We start from the raw sequence: 18,642 nt of genomic DNA on the forward strand, positions 1-18,642 counted from the left end.
GATGGTACTGCACTCGGGAGGGTGTGGGAGAGTAGGTCACCGCCGGACAATCTTTATAGGAGAGGGTTCCGACACCTGTTGTGGGTGTCGGAACCCTCTCCTTGCGTTTCCACGTGTATGGGGCGGATTCCGGGCATGACGGCTTTCTGGTAGCGGCTGTCACGGGAGGCCGTCACCCTGATTGTGCTGGGGGTCGCCGGTCTGCTGACGGCGGGTGTGTCGGAGGCGGCGTTGCTGCGGGTCAGGGAACGGGTGCTGGGGTGGGGCATCCAGGCACGCGCACGACCAGGGAGTAGCCGGCGTGCTGGACGGCTCGCGGCGCCTGAGCGGAGCCCGCATGGCCGCCGCGACCGTCGGCTGAACGGTCCGCGTCCGGTGGCTGTCGGGTCCGTGTGTTGGACGGGCCGCGTTCGATGCCTGCCGGGACCCTGTGTTGGACGGGCCGCGCTTGATGGTCGCCGCGACGGCGAGTGCGGCTAATGGGTGCCGAGGGTGGCGGCCGCGACGACGAGCAGCAGGGTGCCTGATACGACCGAGACGCGGCGGGCCGCTTTCGGGGTGCCGGTCAGGGCGCGGCCGGCTCGGGCCGTGAGGGCGGCGACCAGGCCGTAGAGCAGGGCGCAGTTCACGACGTGCAGCAGGCCGAGCGCGGCGAGCTGGAAGCCGAGCGGCACCCCCGTCCCGGTCGAGATGAACTGCGGCATCAGCGACAGGTACAGCAGCAGGCCCTTCGGGTTGAGCAGGGCCGTGAGCAGGCTCTGCCGCAGCACCTTGCCGGACGGCTCCGCGGTGGGTGCCGCGAGCGCGTGGCCGCCGCGGTTCCGCAGCGCCAGCAGCGTTCTGACGGCGAGGAAGACCAGGTAGGCGGCTCCGGCGTACTTCATCGCGGGCAGCGCGGCGGGCACGGCGCGCAGTGCGGCGGCCAGCCCGGCGGCGGCCACGGCGGTGTGCATGGCGTAACCGCCGCAGATGCCGGCCACCGCGGTCAGCCCGGTCCTGCGGCCCTGGCCGAGCGAGCGCGCCATCACGTAGAGCATGTCGGGTCCTGGGGTGCAGATCAGGAGGAGGTCCATCCCCAGGAACAGCAGCAGGAGGTGGGTGTCCATACCGGCGACGCTAGCCGAAACGGGCTGGCACACGATGGTGGATCCATGCCCGTGCGGAGCTGTCCATGGCAGGATGTTGCGCCATGGACGCCATCGACCGCAGAATCCTCCAGGAGCTCCAGCGGGACGGGCGGCTCAGCAACACCGAACTGGCCGATCGGGTGGGGCTCACGCCGTCGCCGTGCCTGCGCCGGGTGCGTCACCTTGAGCGGACGGGCGTCATCCGCGGCTACCGGGCGCTGCTCGACGGGGAGGCGATCGGGCGCGGCTTCCAGGCGTTCGTGACGGTGGTGATGAGGTACGAGGACCACGACACCGTCGCGGAGTTCGAGCGGCGGGTGGCGGAGATGCCGGAGGTGGTCGAGGCGCACCGGCTGTTCGGGGATCCGGACTTTCTGCTGCGGGTGGCGGTGGTGGATGTGCACGCGTACGAGCGGTTCTACTCGGAGACGCTGTCCGGGCTGCCGGGGGTAGCGCAGGCCACCTCGCATCTGGCCATGAAGGCCATCAAAGCGGACGCGGGCTTGCCGGTCACCGACAGCCGGACGCGCTGACCCCAACCTCAGGGCCTGCCCGTCCCGTCACAGCCGGACCTCATGCGAGCATGCGGCCCGGTTCTGTGAGTCTGGCCGCTGGGCCCGCTGCGGCGGGTTCTGTGGGCGGGGCCGCCGGTCCCGCTGCGGAGCGGTCTGTGGCGGGTTGTAGGTCTTCCTGCGGTACGCGGACCTGTGGCCCGCCCGGCCGCCGCGGATTCCGTGCCACATGAGGCCGTAGCGGATTCCGTACCGTATGAAGAAGGGACCCGCAGGTCGTCTGCGGGTCCCAGAGAGCGGACGGAGGGTTACTGGGGCAGGACCAGGAGGGCGTCGCCGACGCCGCGTTCGGCGCCGTCGGACGGCCGGTTGACCACCTTCTTGTCCACGAACAGGGCGGTCGAGCCGCCGCCGTCCAGGTTGATCGCCTGTGTGGCGCCCAGCCAGCGCATGAACTGGGCCGCCTCCACGAAGTTCGCCCCCACCGTCACCCCGGGCTGGCGCCCGTCGATGGCGGCCAGGATGAGGCTGCCGTTCTTGGTGGTGCCGAGGAGGGTGCGCGGGTGGCGGCGCAGGATCATGTTCATCGAATCGTGCCCGTCGCGCTTGGCGGTGATCTTCGTCTTGCCGTTGCGGACGAGGCCGACGCCGCCGGCGATGACGTGCAGGTCGGGGGTGAGCTTGAGTGCCTTCTTGGTGCGCAGGTCCACGACCTTGGTCACCACGTCGACCTTCCACTCCTGCCAGGCGTGCTCGTTCAGCCAGTCGGAGCCGACGCCGTTGCCGTGCAGCACCCGCGTGCCCTTGGCCACCGCGGCGCCCGAGGCGCGCAGGCCGGTGACCCGGCCCGAGGCGTCGAGGACGGCGTCGGTGCCGCCGGTGGGGGTCTTGGCCCCGTACTCCTCCGTGTAGAGGACCAGCTCGTCCGTCGCCGCGGCCCGGTTGACGCCGTTGACCTCGACCCGCTCGCCGTCCTGGGAGATCGCGGTCACGTCGGTCTTCAGTTCGGTGATCTTGGCGGTACGGCCTCTGAGCACCACGGCCGAGCGGCCGGGCACGGCCTCGCTCAGCAGTCTGCCGCCGACGACGGACGCGCCGACGGGCTCGCCGCGCAGCGCCTTGTCGGTGTGGATGTTGAAGAAGCCGCCGTTGATCGCGACCACGGCCTTGCCGGCCTTGGCCATCGAGGAGACGGTCTCGCGCTTGGCCACGCTGGTGCCGAGCGTGGCGGCGTACGAGCCGCGGAACGTCCGCGCGTCGATCATGACGACCTTGACGTCCCAGGGGCCGGTGGTCTTGAGCCCGTCGTCGCCGAGGTAGTCGACCTTGACCTTCAGCCCGGCCTCCTTGAGCTTCTTGGCGCTCTTCTCGGCCTTCTTCTTGTCCTTGAACGACCACAGGCCGACGCGGACCATGTAGACGGTCTGGGAGGGGGCGTCGGCGACGCCGGGGCGGACGACCTTCTGCAGGCTGGCGGTCTCGCCGGCCGCCTCCACCTCGGCGACCCTGGCCTCGGCGGTCGGGAGCATCCCGTAGTCACGGCCGCTCGGCATGAGAACGGTCACCGTGTAGCCGTCGGTGGACGAGCCGGCTTTCACGTCGTACAGGTCGATGCCCTGCGTCACGGTGGTCATCGTCTTGGTCGGCACAGCACGTGCGCCCAGCGGGAACTTGGCCGACGGGAACCTCACCGATCGCAGCTCCGCGGTCGCGGGCAGCGCGGTGAGGGGGAGCGCCGCGGCCATGGCCAAGCCGGCGGCGAGGGTACGTCGAGACATGAACTCTCCAGAGGGCGGAAGAGGGACCGCACCATAGTGGCGAGATCATGGTCTCCAGGGCAGGAGAACGCGCGAAACGAGTAAAGAGGTTACGAGATTGACACCACACTTGGATATGATTCGGATATGACTCGCAACTGCATGTGGTGGCGGCCGACAGACGGCCGCTGACATTCGCATGCAAGGGCCGTCCCTGGGACGGCCCACCGACGCGGGCGGCTTCTCTCCGGGACGGCACGATTCCGGAGGAGAAAAGACCTGATGAACGACCTCGTGCTCACCGGCGACCGCCCTACGGGCCCGCTGCATCTCGGCCACTACTTCGGCTCGCTGGCCAATCGGGTGCGGTTGCAGGAACGCTTTCCGATGTACGTGCTGATCGCCGACTATCAGGTGATCACCGATCGCGACGTGCCGGGCGAGATCCGCAGGCACACCACCGAGCTGCTGCTCGACTACCTGGCGGTGGGGATCGACCCGGCCAAGGTGACGATCTTCCAGCACAGCGCGATCCCCGAGCTGAACCAGCTCCTGCTGCCGTTCCTGAGCCTGGTCTCCGTGGCGGAGCTGCGGCGCAACCCGACGGTCAAGGACGAGATCGCGCACAGCTCGCAGTCGGCGGTGAGCGGCCTGATGTTCACCTATCCGGTGCACCAGGCGGCCGACATCCTGTTCTGCAAGGGCACGCTGGTGCCGGTGGGCCGGGACCAGTTGCCGCACGTGGAGGTGACGCGGCTGGTGGCGCGGCGCTTCAACGAGCGCTACGGCGAGGTGTTCCCGCTGCCCGAGGCGCTGCTGGGCGAGCAGCCGCTGCTCAGAGGGCTGGACGGCGGCAAGATGAGCAAGAGCCGGGGCAACGCGATCCCCCTGTCGGCCACCGAGGACGAGACCGCCGCCCTCATCCGCAGGGCCGTCACCGACCCCGACCGGGTGATCACCTACGACGAGGAGCGGCGTCCGGGCGTGGCCGGGCTGCTCACGCTGGCGGGCCTGTGCCTGGGACGGTCGCCGGGCGAGCTCGCCGAGGAGATCGGCGACGGTGGCGCGGCCACGCTCAAGCGGGTGACGACCGAGGCGGTCAACGAGTTCCTGCGGCCGATCAGGAAGCGCCGCGCCGAGCTGGGCGCGGGCGACGTACGGCGGATCCTGGCCGAGGGCAACGCGCGGGCCAGGGAGCGGGCGGTGCGCACGCTGGAGGAGGTGCGGGTCGCGATGGGCTTCTGAACGCGGTGCTTTTCCGAACGGCGCCGGCGGGAGGTCACGCCTTTCCCGGCGTCGCGCATTTCTGAAACGCGGCTGGGTGCGGATGAGGACATTTTCCGGACATTTGACGAGGTCAGAAAGCGGAAGAGCTCCGGAGATTTATCGTTAAGTCGTGCGTCGATCCCCACCCTGGTCGGAAAGCCGATTCGAGCCCGCCCCCGCCGTTCCCGATCGGAACCTGCCATGAATGGCGACTGGCAACCGCCCGACCAGCACCTGTCCGACCGGCAGCCGGCCGATCAGCCGCCGCCTGGGCCGGGAGGCGAGCTCCGCCGGCCGCCCGGGCCGCCGCCCGGCCTGCCGCGGTACACGCCGCCCGCTCCAGCACTCGGCATCATCTCCCTGCTCTGGGGCGGGATCGGCGCGCTGGCGGCGTTCTTCCCTGTGCTGCGGCTGCCGGGCGCGGCGCTCGGCCTGCTCGGCGCCCTGCTCGGCGTGGTGACCATCGCGGTCAAGGTGCTGGGCGGCAAGCTGTTCGCGGCCGGCGGGGTCGTGCTGGGGGTGGCCTCGGTGGCGATCGCGGTGCTGCTCTTCCTCCAGTCGATCGGGGGGCAGAACGCGATCGTCCCGCCCCCGTCCGCGGGCCCGGCGGGCGTCGGCACCGCTGTCCCGTTGGACGAGCCGACGGAGGTCGAGCTGGCGGTCGTCGGTGACGGGGTCGAGGTCGCCTCGGTGGCGTACCGGATCGACAGCCGTTCGCGGAAGGCGGGCACCGTGGACGAGAGCTTCGTGCGGCTTCCCTACACGCGGAAGGTGAAGCTCGGCGAGGCGCCGCTGAGCGTGTGGCTGATCGCCGGCCGGAGCGCCGAGCAGGGCACGCTCGTCTGCCGGATCACGGCGAACGGGCTCGTGCTGCAGGAGAAGCGCGTCACGGTCGACGACCTGGCCTCGGAGTGCAAGGCGGAGTGGTGGACCCCCTGACCTGCGGCCGTCAGCGGCTGTCTCTCCTGAACGACTCCAGCGCCAGCAGCGCCACGTGCAGGGACAGGCAGGACTCGACGTCGTCGAGGTCGGTGTCGAGGATGCGCTCCAGGCGGCGCAGCCGGTCGTAGAAGGCGGGCCTGGACAGGTGGGCCTTCTGCGCGGCGACGGCCTTGTTGCGCCCGCAGTCGAGGTAGACGCGCAGGATCCGGGTCAGGTCGCCGCCCCGCTGCGCGTCGTGGGCCAGCAGCGGGCCCAGCTCCCGCTCGGCGAACGTCTGCAGCCTGGCGTCGTCGCGCAGCAGGTGGAGCAGGCCGCGCAGGCGCAGGTCGGGCAGCCGGTAGTAGGCGCGGCCGTCGGGCTGGCGGACCGCGACGTCGGCCACCTGCTCGGCTTCGAGGAAGCTGCGGCGTACGTCTCTGATGGACTCGACCACCGAGCCGGCCGCCAGCACGAACGACGAGCCCGGCCGCCACAGCACGCGCAGCCGCTCGGAGAGCGAGGTCAGCGCGGGCTCGGCCTGGGTGCGCGGCGGCAGCGGCATCAGCACGCCCACGCGCTCCTGGTCGAGCGCGCCCACCAGGGCGGGCAGGCGGGCGTCGCGGCAGGCGGCGGCGGTGGCCTCGGCCAGCTCGCCGAGCTGCGCCTGCCCGTCGAGCGCCTGGTCGATCGGCTCGGTCGGCCTGATGACGACGCTGATCAGCTTGCGGCCGGTGAGCGGCACGCCCACCGCGCGGGCGCGGGCGGCGGCCTCGTCGGGGTCGGCGTAGGCGTGGGTGAGGATGCCGGTGATGATGGTGCCATGGGCCTGGCGCTCCAGCGACTCCTGGTGGCGCTCCAGCAGGCGGCCGAGGGCGAGCGTGGTGGCGGCGCGCTCGGCCAGCACCATGTCACGCGGCGACGGCTGCGCGTCGCAGAGCAGGATCAGCCGCCCCCAGTCCTGGCCGCGCGCGCCCACCGTGGTGACCAGCCAGCCGGAGGCTGGATCGTACGCGGTGCGCTCGGCCGGAGCGACGGCCCTGGACCGGGTCTCCCAGCCCGCCAGCAGCGCGCCCGCGTCGCGCCCCGCCGACTCGGCGGCCAGGACCTGGTGCGCGAGGTTCTCCAGCAGCACCGGCCGGCCCGACAGCCGGGCCACCTGGGCCAGCACCTCGGCCGGTGAGGCGCCCTCGACCGACAGCTCGGTGAAGACCTCGTGCAGCTGCTCGGAGGCGCGCAGCTCCTCAAGCTGGATGTCGATGATGCGGGCGTGCACCGACTCGGTGATCTGCACGAACGGCGTCTCGCGGGTGAGCACGATGACCGGCAGCCCGTGCTCCTCCGCCGCCTTGACCACGACCTGCGGCAGCTCGCCCACGAACCTGCGGCCCAGCTCAACGATCAGCCCCGAGGCGCCGACGGAGGAGAGCTCGCCGATGTAGTCGGCGAGCTTGTCGGGGTCTTCCGGCAGGGCCACGCCCGTGGTGAGCACCAGCTCGCCGCCGCGGAGCAGCTGGGCGATGTCGGCGATCTCGCCGACGTGCACCCACCGCACCCTGGTGTCGAGCCGGTCGGCGCCCGCGACCACGCGCGGGCTGCCCCGGCGCACGGTCTCCAGAGCGAGGACGTCGGCGATGGTGGGGAGCACGGGCCGAGCCTATCCGATCAGCCTGTAAGAACGGCGGAGGGTCGATTGACAGTCTGCCAACCCGGTCAGGAGTGAAGATCCTCTTCCCGGTATTCCCTGCGCGGCTCGCGTACCCGCAGCTCGACGCGGCGGATCTTGCCGGAGATCGTCTTCGGCAGCTCGTCGAACTCCAGCCGCCGCACCCGCTTGTACGGGGCCAGCTCCCTGCGGCAGTGCTCGAAGATCGACCGGGCGGTGGCTTCGTCCGGTTCGAAGCCGGGGGCCAGCGTCACATACGCCTTGGGCACGGCCAGGCGTACCGGATCGGGCGCGGGCACCACGGCCGCCTCGGTCACCGCCGCGTGCTCCAGCAGCACGCTCTCCAGCTCGAACGGCGAGATGCGGTAGTCGGAGGCCTTGAAGACGTCGTCGGTCCTGCCCACGTAGGTGATGTAGCCGTCGGCGTCGCGGGTGGCGACGTCGCCCGTGTGGTAGAAGCCGTCCCGCATCGCATCCCCCGATCCACCGATATATCCGGACATGAGGCCGAGGGGGCGGCGGTCGTCCAGCGGCAGGCAGATCTCGCCGTCGTCGCCCTGCTCACCCGAGACCGGATCGATCAGCACGACCTGGTAGCCGGGCAGCGGCCGGCCCATGGACCCGGGCCTGACCGGCTCGTCGGGCGCGTTGCCGATCTGCGCGGTGGTCTCGGTCTGCCCGTAGCCGTCCCTGATGGTGATGCCCCACGCCTTGGCCACCTGGTCGATGATCTCGGGGTTGAGCGGCTCGCCGGCGGCCACGGCCGTGCGCAGCGGCAGCTTCCACGCCGCCAGGTCCTCCTGGATGAGCATCCGCCACACGGTCGGCGGCGCGCAGAACGTGGTGACCCGCTCGTCGCGCAGCACCTCCAGCAGCGCGGGCGCGGAGAAGCGGTGATAGTCGTGGACGAGCACGGTGGCCCCGGCGTTCCAGGGGGCGAAGACGTTGCTCCACGCGTGCTTGGCCCAGCCCGGCGAGGACACGTTGAGGTGCACGTCGCCCGGCCGCAGGCCGATCCAGTACATCGTGGACAGGTGCCCGGCCGGATAGGAGGCGTGGGTGTGCTCGACCAGCTTGGGCTGCGAGGTCGTGCCGGAGGTGAAGTAGAGCAGCAGCGTGTCGTCCGCGCGGGTCGGCGCGTCGGGGGTGAAGGTCTCGGGCGCCTCGTACGCCTCGTGGTACAGCAGCCAGGTGTAGGCGTCGCCGACGGCGATCCTGGTGTACTCGCCCGGCCCGAACTTGCCCGCGTCTGCGGCGTTGGCGATGACGTGGGAGACCCGCCCGCGCTCGATCCGCTCCGCGATGTCCTTGCCGGTCAGCAGCGTGGTGGCCGGGATGACGACCGCGCCCAGCTTCATCGCGGCCAGCAGCGCCTCCCACAGCTCGGCCTGGTTGCCGAGCATGAGCAGGATCCGGTCGCCCCGGCGCACGCCCTGCTCGCTCAGCCAGTTGGCGACCTGGTTGGAGCGGGCCGACAGCCCGGCGAACGTGTAGTCGGCGCTGCTAGCTCCGACGATCTTGAGCGCGACGGCGTCGGGGGTCTCGGCGGCGAGCACCCCGTCGAACCAGTCGAGCGCCCAGTTGAACTCGGCGGCTCGCGGCCAGCGGAAGTCACGGCGGGCGGTGGCGGGGTCGGCGCCGAGAAGGAAGTCGCGGGCGGCACGGAAATCGCTCATGTCCCGGATCCTGCTACGTGACCAGCCGCCGCTCAAGGCCGTCGAGCACCGACACGAGACCGAAGTCGAACGCGACCGCCCGCATCATCCGAGGATCCTCGTAGGTGTCCATGTCGACGCGATCCAGCATCTCGGGAAAGTCGGCGGCGGCCTTTCTCACTTGCGCGCGCATAGTGTCGGCGTCGTAGTCGTCGGCGGCCATCGTGCTGTTCCACGCGATCTCGGGCAGGGTCATGCCGTAGACGTAGCCGGTCAGCGTGGCCCCGGCGTAGTCGACGTCGAACCCGGTGAAGCCGGCCAGCTTGAACGCCTGCCGCATTCGGTCGGCGACCCGCAGCGCATTGGGCCCGAGCGCGGGCAGTCGGCCGAGCAGGTTGGCGATCCACGGGTGTCGCAGCATCACCTGGCGCATGCTGTGGGCCAGGACCGAGGTCGTCTCACGCCAGCCCGCCTCCTCGGGGTCGGGGACGATGATCGCGCCCCAGGTCTCGTCGTAGGCCAGTTCGAGGAGTTCGTCCTTGTTGGCGACGTACCAGTAGAGGCTGGTGGCGCCCGCGCTCAGCTTGGCGCCGAGCTTGCGCATGCTCAGCCCGTCGATGCCCTCCTCGTCGAGCAGGTCGAGCGCGGCTCTGACGATCTCCTCCCGGCTGCGGCCGGGGCTGGTGGCCTTACGCGGCTCGCGGAGCCACACGGAGGTGTACGTCTTGCCTGTCATGCTCCCAGCTTAAATCCACTCGCACACTGTACGAGAGTTGTCGTACAGTGTGCGAGTGAACTCGAACACCGTACGAGATCCCCGTCGCTGGTGGACCCTCGCCGCTCTGTGTCTCGCCCTGCTGGTCCTGGTCATCGACAACATGGTGCTCAACCTGGCCATCCCCTCGCTGAACCAGGAGATGGGCGCGACCCCGTCCGACATCCAGTGGATCATCGACGCCTACGTGCTGGCCTTCGCCGGGCTGCTGCTCACCGCGGGCAGCCTGTCCGACACGTACGGCCGCCGCCGCCTCCTGATCATCGGCCTGGTCTTCTTCGGCGGCGCGTCCCTGCTCGCCGTGCTCGTCACCGAGCCCTGGCAGCTCATCGCCGCCCGGTTCCTGATGGGCGTCGGCGGCTCGCTGGTCATGCCGTCCACGCTGTCGATCCTGATGACCGTCTTCGCCGACGACGAACGGCGCAAGGCCATGGCCGCTTGGAGCGCCGTGGCGCTGGTCGGCATGGTGTCGGGCCCGACCCTGGGCGGCTTCCTGCTGGAGCACTACTGGTGGGGCTCGGTCTTCCTGCTGAACGTGCCGGTCGCCGCCGTCGCCATCGTGGCCGCGGTGGTGCTGATGCCTGAGAGCCGCAGCGCCGGGCGGAAGATCGACCCCGTGGGCGCGCTGCTGTCGATCACGGGCCTGACCGCGGGCGTCTACGTGATCATCGAGCGTGAGTGGAACGTCCCCGTCATCGTGCTCGCGGTCGTCGCCCTGGGCGCCTTCGTGCTCTGGGAGCGGCGCAGGGACGAGCCCATGCTGCCGCTGCACCTGTTCGCCAACCGCAACTTCAGCGGCGCGTCGTTCTCGATCCTGCTGATGTCGTTCGGCGCCGGCGCGGTCATGCTGATGCTCACCCAGTACCTGCAGTTCGTGCTCGGGTACGGGGAGATGCAGGCCGGGCTGTCCCTGCTGCCCTACGCCGTGGCCGCCGCGATCTTCAACGGCGTGGGCGCCGGGCTCGGCAAGCGGCTCAGCAACCGGGTGCTGATCGCGGCCGGGCTGCTGCTGATGGCCGGCGGTTTCGTCGTCATGGCCCTGACCACCGGTTACCTGCCGCTGCTCGCCGGCCTGGTGCTCATGGGCATCGGCGGCGGCCTGGCCGGGCCCTCGGCCTACGCCTCGCTCATGGGTGCCATTCCGATGGAGCACGCCGGCGTCGGCTCCGCGCTGAACGACACCGTCCAGCAGGTCGGCATGGCGCTCAGCATCGCGGTCCTGGGCAGTGTCCTGGCCGGCCGCTACACCGCCGAGATGCCCGCCGGCCTGCCGGCGGCGGCGCGCGAGTCGATCGGCGCGGCGCACGCGGCCGGGCTGGGCGAGGCCGCCGACCGGGCCTTCACCTCCGCCATGCACCTCGGCGCGTGGGTGGGCGGCGGGTTCTGCGTGGCCGCCGCGCTGCTCGCCTTCAGTGTCCTGCGCCCGGCGGCGCCGTCCGCCCCCGCTCCGGAGCCGGTCCAGGTCTGAACGGCCGGGCTTTGGGTCTGGAGGGTGTCAGGGTGTAAGGCAAAACTTCTCCCCTCCGACATGTTGCAGGAGCAGGTCGGTCCCAGAAAAAGGGATACTCGGTAACATGTCGGAGCTTCTCGCGCGCCACCGGGCAGTGATGCCCAATTGGCTGGCCCTCAATTATCACGACCCCATCGAGATCGTCAGTGGCAAAGGCAACCGCGTCATCGACGCGGACGGCAAGAGCTATCTCGACTTCTTCGCCGGGATCCTGACCAACATGATCGGCTACGACGTGCCCGAAGTGCGCGCGGCCGTCGAGCGCCAGCTCGCCACCGGGGTGGTGCACACCAGCACCCTCTACCTGCTGCGCGGCCAGATCGAGCTGGCCGAGAAGATCGCCCGGCTGTCCGGCATCCCCGACGCCAAGGTCTTCTTCACGAACTCCGGCACCGAGGCCAACGAGACGGCGCTGCTGCTGGCCACGTACGCGCGCAAGACCGACCAGGTCCTGGCCATGCGCCAGAGCTACCACGGGCGCAGCTTCGGCGCGATCAGCGTCACCGCGAACCGGTCGTGGAAGAACAACTCGCTCTCCCCGCTCAACGTGCACTTCCTGCACGGTGCCGACCGGCACCTCACCCAGTTCAAGGGCCTGTCGGACGCCGACTACATCGCGGCCTGCGTGGACGACCTGCGCCACGTGCTGGCCACGAGCGTCTCGAACGACGTGGCCGCGCTGATCGCCGAGCCGGTGCAGGGCGTGGGCGGCTTCACCATGGCCCCCGACGGGCTGTTCGCCGCCTACAAGGAGGTCCTCGACGAGCAGGGCATCCTGTTCATCTCCGACGAGGTGCAGACCGGGTGGGGCCGGACCGGCAGCTCGTTCTTCGGCATCGGGAACCACGGCGTGACCCCCGACATGATCACGTTCGCCAAGGGCCTGGGCAACGGCTTCGCGGTCGGCGGCGTGGTGGCGCGCGGCGACCTCATGGACGCCCCGCACGCCGTGGGCCTGTCGACATTCGGCGGCAACCCGATCGCCATGGCCGCGGCCAACGCCACCCTCGACTACGTGCTCGACCACGACCTCCAGGCCAACGCCGCCCGTACCGGCGAGATCATCATCAGCGGGCTCAAGGCCGCCGCCGAGCGCCTGTCCGTGGTCAAGGGCGTGCGCGGCAAGGGGCTGATGTTCGCGGTCGACCTGGAGACGCCTGCCCAGGCGGGCCGCTTCATGGAGCTGACCAAGCGGGCGGGCCTGCTGGCGGGCAAGGGCGGCCTGTACGGCACCGCCATCCGCATGGCCCCGCCCCTCACCCTCACGGTGGAAGAGGCCACCGAGGGCCTCGGCATCATCGTCACGGCCCTGGAGACCATCGACGCGGAGGCGGCAGCTCAGTGAAGTCGGTCAAGCACTGGATCAACGGAGCCCTCGCCGACGGCGACCCGGCGCGTACCGCGGAGCTCTACAACCCCGCCACCGGCGAGGTGAGCGGCCACGTCGCGCTGGCCTCCGCCGCCGACGTGGACGCGGCCGTGGCGGCGGCCGTCGCCGCCTTCCCCGCCTGGCGCGACGCCTCGCTGACCAGGCGCGCGCAGGTGCTGTTCCGCTTCCGCGAGCTCATGTACGCCCACCGCGACGAGCTCGCCGCGCTCATCTCCGCCGAGCACGGCAAGGTGCACTCCGACGCGCTCGGCGAGGTGGCCCGCGGCCTGGAGGTCGTGGAGTTCGCCTGCGGGATCCCGCACCTGCTCAAGGGTGGCTACTCCGAGGGCGTCTCGACCCGGGTGGACTCCTACTCGATCCGCCAGCCGCTCGGCGTGGTGGCCGGCATCACGCCGTTCAACTTCCCGGCCATGGTGCCGATGTGGATGTACCCGATCGCCATCGCGTGCGGGAACGCGTTCGTGCTCAAGCCGTCGGAGAAGGACCCGTCGGCCTCGCTGCTCATGGCCCGGCTCTGGCAGGAGGCGGGGCTGCCCGACGGCGTCTTCAGCGTGGTGCAGGGCGACAAGGTCAGCGTGGACCGGCTGCTTGAGCACCCGGACGTGCGCGCGGTCTCGTTCGTCGGCTCCACCCCGATCGCCCAGTACGTCTACGAGCGCGGCACCGCGCACGGCAAGCGGGTCCAGGCGCTCGGCGGCGCCAAGAACCACATGCTCGTGCTGCCCGACGCCGATCTCGACCTGGTGGCCGACTCGGCCGTCTCGGCGGGCTTCGGCTCGGCGGGCGAGCGCTGCATGGCGATCTCCGTCGTGCTGGCCGTGGACCCGATCGGCGACGAGCTGGTGCAGAAGATCGTCGAGCGGGTGGAGAACCTGGTGGTCGGCCCCGGCGACGACCCCGCGTCCGAGATGGGGCCGCTGGTCACCGGGCCGCACCGCGACAAGGTGGCCTCCTACCTGGACCTGGGCGTCGAGGAGGGCGCCAAGCTGGTCGTGGACGGCCGCGAGACGACCGTGCTCGGCGGCGGCAAGGCCTCCGAGACCGCCGGCTTCTGGCTCGGCCCCACCGTGCTCGACCACGTGCCCGCCGGGTCGCGGACACACACGGACGAGATCTTCGGCCCGGTGCTGTCGATCGTGCGCGTCTCGTCGTACGAGGAGGGCCTGAAGGTCATCAACGACGGCCTGTACGGCAACGGCACCGCGATCTTCACCAACGACGGCGGCGCGGCCAGGCGCTTCCAGAACGAGGTCGAGGTGGGCATGATCGGCATCAACGTGCCGATCCCCGTGCCGATGGCCTTCTACAGCTTCGGCGGCTGGAAGTCCTCGCTGTTCGGCGACACCCACGTGCACGGCACCGAGGGCGTGCACTTCTACACCCGTGGCAAGGTCGTCACCTCCCGCTGGCTGGACCCCTCGCACGGCGGGGTGAACCTGGGCTTCCCCACGAACGGGTGAGCGACGGTCACGGGCGGGAGCGGACGACGCCGCTCCCGCCCCGTGCACCGGCCACACGCCCCGCCCTGTCCCCGGTTCCCCGGTAAGCTCCTGCACACGGACTAGGGGGCATCGTGAATCGTCGTCGTACTCGCGCCATGACGTGTGCCATGGCGGTCGCCGCGACGGCGCTGGTGGCCGGCGTGGGCGCGGCCCGTCCCACTCCGCCGCCGAGCGGCGCGGCCACGCCCGCCCCCACCCGCACCGCGACGCCCACCGCCACGACGACGCCCACACCCACGCCCAGCGCCACGCAGCTCGACGGCACCCTGCAGATCCTCACCTACCGCGGCTACGCCGAGTACGGCGGGGTCACCTCCAAGGTCAACTGGGTGGGCGCGTTCGAGCAGGAGACGGGCTGCAGGATCGCCCGGCTCGACACCGCGCAGACCGCCGAGGAACTGGCCAGTAGGGTCGGCGACCGCCCCTACGACGTGATCACCGCCGGGCCGGCGCTGGCGGGCGACCTGATCCAGCGCAAGCTGGTGCAGGCCATCGATCCGGCCAAGGTGAGCGGCTACCAGGACCTCGACAAGCGCTTCCGCGACATGACCACGGTGTCGGGCAAGGTCTACGGGGTGCCCTACCTGTGGGCCTACCACGAGCTCGTCTACGACCGGTCCAAGGTCAGGGGCGGCACTCCGGAGCAGGTGTTCGCGTCAGGACGCACGGCGCTGCGCGACAGCCCGATGACGATCGCGGACGCGGCGCTGGCCGAGGGGTCGGCCAAGGAGCCGTACGAGCTGAGCGAGAGCGAGCTCGACCAGGCCATGGCGCTGCTCGAACGCAACAAGGAGCGCACCTACTGGCGCAACCCGCTCGACCTGATCAAGGGGTTCGCCACGGGCCGGCTCGACTACGCCCAGGTCACCCCCTACTGGCGCCTGCTGCTGCAGCAGGCGGGCAAGCCGATCGAGGTGCTGCCCGAGCGCCGGACGACCGGATGGGTCGACTCATGGATGCTGGGCGCCAACCTGCCCGACACCACCTGCGCCTACCGGTGGCTCAACTGGATGACCGCGGCCGACGCCCAGCGCGACGCGGCGGCCTGGGCCGGGATGGCGCCGGCCAACGACAAGGCGTGCAAGGGGCGGGCCAGGCTGATGTGCGAGACGTACGGGGTGGGGGACGACAAGCGGCTCGACCGCGTGGCCTTCGCCGTTCGGCCACCCGGGGGTTGCGCGGCGGAAGACGGGGAATGCACTGATTATGCCGCCTGGGCCAAGCGCTGGCAGGAGCTGCTGGCCAAGTGAGTGAGGGCCGTTGACCCTCACGTGACCGGGCCGCGGACCCGCCCTTCTCCCCCGCTGGGCGAGGCCCGTCAAGAGGCGCCCCGGGCCTTCCCCCCGTCCCGGGGCGCCTCGGCGTTCCCGGACGGCGTTTCCGGACGACAAGGGCCGCCGAGGGCGGTCAGGCGGCGTCGGTCAGGCGGCGTCGATCAGGCGGCGTCGATCAGCGGGAAGGGAAGGCCACGACGGTGGCCATGGGGGCCGGCAGCAGCGCCTCCGCGCAGTCGCCGCAGGCCAGGACGGCCGATTCGTCGGGCAGGCAGCCCACCCGCACGCGGGGCCGTGGCCACCGCTTGTGGCAGACGACGCAGGCGTCGCCGTCGCGCTGGGCCGCGGACAGGCCCTCAGGGTCGAACGTCAACATACCTCGCGCCGATCTGGTCGGACCCCAGTTCATCACGCTCCCAGCAGCCATCGCCCCTCCGTACGTCGGAACCGTTATAACCCTGACCGAGGCCATGAGCGTCCTGCTGCGCGTCAAGTCAAGGTGAATTCTCTACCCGAGTAGCGGCGGTTACACCACAAAAACGGGCATCCAGCCGCAAGGTGGATGCCCGATTCGTTGGGGTTCGTCGGCTAGAGCGCGGCGACGGCCTTCTCCAGGATCCCGAGCCCTTCCTCCAGGAGGTGCTCGGGGATGACGAGCGGCGGCAGGAAGCGCAGCACGTTGCCGTACGTGCCCGCCGTCAGCACCAGCAGCCCTTCCGCGTGGCAGCGCCGGACGATCTCCTGCACGGCGGCCGGGTTCGGCGTCTTGGTGCCGGGTTCGACCAGCTCGATCGCGATCATCGCGCCGCGCCCGCGCACGTCGCCGATCACGTCGAAGCGCTCCTTGAGCGCCTCCAGCCGGGGCAGCATGATCTCGCCGATGCGCCGCGCCCTGGCGACCAGGTCCTCGGCCTCGATGGTCTCCAGCACGCCGAGGGCGGCCTCGCAGGCGAGCGGGTTGCCGCCGTACGTGCCGCCCAGCCCGCCGGCGTGCACCTTGTCCATGATCTCCGCCCGACCGGTGACCGCGGCCAGCGGCAGGCCGCCCGCGATGCCCTTGGCGGTGGTGATGATGTCAGGTACGACGCCCTCGTCCTCGCAGGCGAACAACGTCCCGGTACGCGCGAAGCCCGTCTGCACCTCGTCGGCCACGAACACGATCCCGTTCGCCCGGCAGAACTCCGCGATCCGAGGCAGGAACCCCCTGGCCGGCACGATGAACCCGCCCTCGCCCGCGATCGGCTCGATCACCACGGCGGCCACGTTGCCCGCGCCGATCTGCTTGGTGATCAGGTCGATGGCCTGCTCGGCGGCCTCCTCGGCGCAGTTCTCCGGCCCGCCCGGCCAGCGGAACGGATAGGCCAGCGGCACCCGGTACACCTCGGGGGCGAACGGGCCGAAGCCCTGCTTGTACGGCATGTTCTTGGCCGTCAGCGTCATCGTGAGCAGCGTGCGGCCGTGGTAGCCGTGGTCGAACACCACGACGCCCGGCCGGCCTGTGGCGTGCCGGGCGATCTTGACGGCGTTCTCCACGGCCTCGGCGCCCGAGTTCACCAGGAAGGTGCGCTTTTCGTGGTCGCCGGGGGTCAGTTCGTTGAGCTTCTCGCAGACCCGCACGTACGACTCGTACGGGGTGACCATGAAGCAGGTGTGGGTGAACTCGGCCACCTGCCGCTGGACCCGCTCGACGACCTTGGGGGCGGCGTTGCCGACGTTCGTCACCGCGATGCCGGAGCCGAAGTCGATCAGCGAGTTCCCGTCGGCGTCCTGCACCACGCCGCCGCCGGCGCGGGTGACGAAGACCGGCAGCGTGGTGCCGATCCCGGGCGGGACGGCGGCCAGCTTGCGGGCCAGCAACTCCTGCGACTTGGGGCCTGGGATCGCGGTCACGACGCGCCGCTCCTGGGGAATGCTCATGGCTTCGACGCTACGGCGGGCTCCCATGAGCTCCGATACGTCGATATGTCACACTGAAGTACCTCGTCTTTGCCGGAATGGATAAAATCGCATGCCGCCTACGCTGCAGACCGTCGTGCGCCGCATGAACCTCCGGCCGCTGGCCGGAACCTCGGCGCCCGGGGTGCTGGAGGCCGCGGTGCGCTGGGTGGCGGTCAGCGAGCTCGCGGACCCGACACCGTACCTGGAGGGCGGGGAGCTGCTGCTCACCACCGGCCTGCGGATGGAAGGCGACCAATCCCACTATGTCGCCCGGCTCGTCGCCCGTGGCGTGGCGGGTCTCGGCTTCGGCGTCGGGGTCTCGCATGAGGAGACGCCGCCCGCGCTCGTGACCGCCGCCGAGCGGGCCGGGCTGCCGCTGCTGGAGGTGCCGCGCGAGACGCCGTTCATCGCCATCGGCAAGGCCGTCAGCGAGCTGCTGGCCGCCGAGCAGTACGAGGAGATCAGCCGCGCCTTCGCCGCCCAGGGCCGGCTGACCCGGGCCGCGCTGCGGCCCGAGGGCATGCACGCGGTCATCGACCGGCTGGCCAGGGAGGTCGACGGCTGGGCGGCGCTGCTGGACGAGGTCGGCGAGGTACGCCACGCCACCCGGGGTGCCAGACCGGAGGCGGTGACCCACGAACTGACCCGGCTCCGTGGCGGGCGGCCCGCCGAACCGTCCGGTCGCCGGGCCGAACCGGCGGCTCGGTCCGTTGACGTGCGCCGTGGTGAGCAGGGCGGGCGGGGCGGTGAGCGGGTGCCGTCGAGTCTCGCGCTGTCCGCGCCCGGTGAACACATCGTGGTGCTGCCGCTGGGCGGCGGGGGGCGGCCGCGCGGCTTCTTCGCCGTCGGGGCCAGGCACGCCTTCACGCCGGTCGCGCACACGGTGATCAACGCGGCCGGCTCGCTGCTGACGCTGGCCATGGAGCAGGGCAGGACCCGGCTGACGGCCGAGCGCCGGGTCCGCGCGGCCGTGCTGGAGCTGCTGCTGGCGGGGGAGAGCGAGCGGGCTCGCGTGGTGCTGGAGCCGCTCGGCGGCCGCCTGCCCGAGGAGCCCTTCGTGGTGCTGGCGGCGCCCCCGGAGGCCGCCGAGGCCGCTGAGGCCCTGGGACCGCACGCCTTCACGGCCCTCCACGACGGAACGCCTCCCGTGCCGGAACACGGCCGAGCGTCGGCCGGGGCGTCGGGCCAGGCGTCGGGTGAGGCGTCAGGCCGGGCCGCGGGTCTGGTGGCGGGTCTGGTGGCGGGGCGGGTGGTGGTGGCGCTGGTCGGTCATGACGTGGCCTCTGCGGTGGCGCGGGAGGTGGTGGCCGGGGGGGAGGGGCCGGGCGGGGTGGGGCGGTCGGGGGGGGGCG

Annotated in this window: 15 protein-coding genes; 8 read left to right on the forward strand and 7 right to left on the reverse strand. The window is 71.2% G+C overall.

The annotated features are described in order from the left end of the window. Positions 1–476: 476 nt before the first annotated feature. Positions 477–1,106, reverse strand: a complete 630-nt coding sequence (locus ABFX54_RS41920) for a LysE family translocator (protein ID WP_346112455.1) — start codon at positions 1,104–1,106, stop codon at positions 477–479. An 83-nt stretch (positions 1,107–1,189) separates the two neighbouring features. Between ABFX54_RS41920 and ABFX54_RS41925 the strand changes: the two genes are divergently transcribed. Continuing rightward, on the forward strand, positions 1,190–1,660 hold the full coding sequence (locus ABFX54_RS41925; protein WP_346112456.1) for an Lrp/AsnC family transcriptional regulator: 471 nt from the start codon (positions 1,190–1,192) through the stop codon (positions 1,658–1,660). Positions 1,661–1,947: 287 nt separating this feature from the next. Here the strand turns inward: ABFX54_RS41925 and ABFX54_RS41930 are convergent, their stop codons facing one another. Further along, a complete protein-coding gene (locus ABFX54_RS41930) occupies positions 1,948–3,417 on the reverse strand; it encodes a phosphodiester glycosidase family protein (protein ID WP_346112458.1) in 1,470 nt (489 codons plus the stop codon). 261 nt (positions 3,418–3,678) lie between these two features. On the opposite strand from ABFX54_RS41930, the gene trpS reads away from it, so the two are divergent. Together trpS and ABFX54_RS41940 are read left to right on the forward strand one after the other, a co-directional pair. Next, on the forward strand, positions 3,679–4,641 hold the full coding sequence (trpS, locus tag ABFX54_RS41935) for a tryptophan--tRNA ligase (RefSeq protein WP_346112459.1): 963 nt from the start codon (positions 3,679–3,681) through the stop codon (positions 4,639–4,641). A 222-nt stretch (positions 4,642–4,863) separates the two neighbouring features. After that, on the forward strand, positions 4,864–5,601 hold the full coding sequence (locus ABFX54_RS41940) for a hypothetical protein (protein WP_346112460.1): 738 nt from the start codon (positions 4,864–4,866) through the stop codon (positions 5,599–5,601). A 10-nt stretch (positions 5,602–5,611) separates the two neighbouring features. Here the strand turns inward: ABFX54_RS41940 and ABFX54_RS41945 are convergent, their stop codons facing one another. The 3 genes from ABFX54_RS41945 to ABFX54_RS41955 form a co-directional block, all read right to left on the reverse strand. Further along, complete coding sequence (locus tag ABFX54_RS41945) at positions 5,612–7,228, reverse strand: PucR family transcriptional regulator (RefSeq protein ID WP_346112461.1); 1,617 nt, start codon at positions 7,226–7,228, stop codon at positions 5,612–5,614. A 65-nt stretch (positions 7,229–7,293) separates the two neighbouring features. After that, positions 7,294–8,922, reverse strand: a complete 1,629-nt coding sequence (locus ABFX54_RS41950) for an AMP-binding protein (protein ID WP_346112463.1) — start codon at positions 8,920–8,922, stop codon at positions 7,294–7,296. Between the two features lie 13 nt (positions 8,923–8,935). Further along, positions 8,936–9,637 (reverse strand): TetR/AcrR family transcriptional regulator, encoded by a 702-nt coding sequence (locus ABFX54_RS41955; protein ID WP_346112464.1) that lies wholly within the window; start codon positions 9,635–9,637, stop codon positions 8,936–8,938. Between the two features lie 55 nt (positions 9,638–9,692). Here ABFX54_RS41955 and ABFX54_RS41960 point away from each other — a divergent pair, with 55 nt between their 5' ends. From ABFX54_RS41960 to ABFX54_RS41975, 4 genes are all read left to right on the forward strand, one after another. Continuing rightward, on the forward strand, positions 9,693–11,144 hold the full coding sequence (locus ABFX54_RS41960; protein WP_346112465.1) for an MFS transporter: 1,452 nt from the start codon (positions 9,693–9,695) through the stop codon (positions 11,142–11,144). Between the two features lie 106 nt (positions 11,145–11,250). Then, positions 11,251–12,531 carry an aspartate aminotransferase family protein gene (locus tag ABFX54_RS41965; RefSeq protein ID WP_346112466.1) on the forward strand — a complete coding sequence of 427 codons (1,281 nt, stop codon included), beginning with the start codon at positions 11,251–11,253 and terminating at the stop codon, positions 12,529–12,531. Continuing rightward, positions 12,528–14,036 carry a CoA-acylating methylmalonate-semialdehyde dehydrogenase gene (locus ABFX54_RS41970; protein WP_346112467.1) on the forward strand — a complete coding sequence of 503 codons (1,509 nt, stop codon included), beginning with the start codon at positions 12,528–12,530 and terminating at the stop codon, positions 14,034–14,036. The genes ABFX54_RS41965 and ABFX54_RS41970 overlap by 4 nt, the downstream gene beginning before the upstream one ends. Before the next feature lie 149 nt (positions 14,037–14,185). After that, positions 14,186–15,328, forward strand: coding sequence for an extracellular solute-binding protein (locus ABFX54_RS41975; RefSeq protein ID WP_346112468.1), 1,143 nt, complete (start codon positions 14,186–14,188; stop codon positions 15,326–15,328). A gap of 199 nt (positions 15,329–15,527) precedes the next feature. Here ABFX54_RS41975 and ABFX54_RS41980 read toward each other — a convergent pair whose 3' ends face one another. Next, positions 15,528–15,728, reverse strand: a complete 201-nt coding sequence (locus ABFX54_RS41980) for a hypothetical protein (protein WP_346112470.1) — start codon at positions 15,726–15,728, stop codon at positions 15,528–15,530. A 212-nt stretch (positions 15,729–15,940) separates the two neighbouring features. Further along, complete coding sequence (gabT, locus tag ABFX54_RS41985) at positions 15,941–17,269, reverse strand: 4-aminobutyrate--2-oxoglutarate transaminase (protein ID WP_346112471.1); 1,329 nt, start codon at positions 17,267–17,269, stop codon at positions 15,941–15,943. A 91-nt stretch (positions 17,270–17,360) separates the two neighbouring features. Here gabT and ABFX54_RS41990 point away from each other — a divergent pair. Further along, positions 17,361–18,642, forward strand: a 1,282-nt coding sequence (locus ABFX54_RS41990) for a PucR family transcriptional regulator ligand-binding domain-containing protein (protein WP_346112473.1), incomplete at its 3' end; no start/stop codon positions are given.

Origin of the sequence: Nonomuraea maheshkhaliensis (assembly GCF_039529435.1) — a bacterium.
Lineage (GTDB): Bacteria > Actinomycetota > Actinomycetes > Streptosporangiales > Streptosporangiaceae > Nonomuraea > Nonomuraea maheshkhaliensis.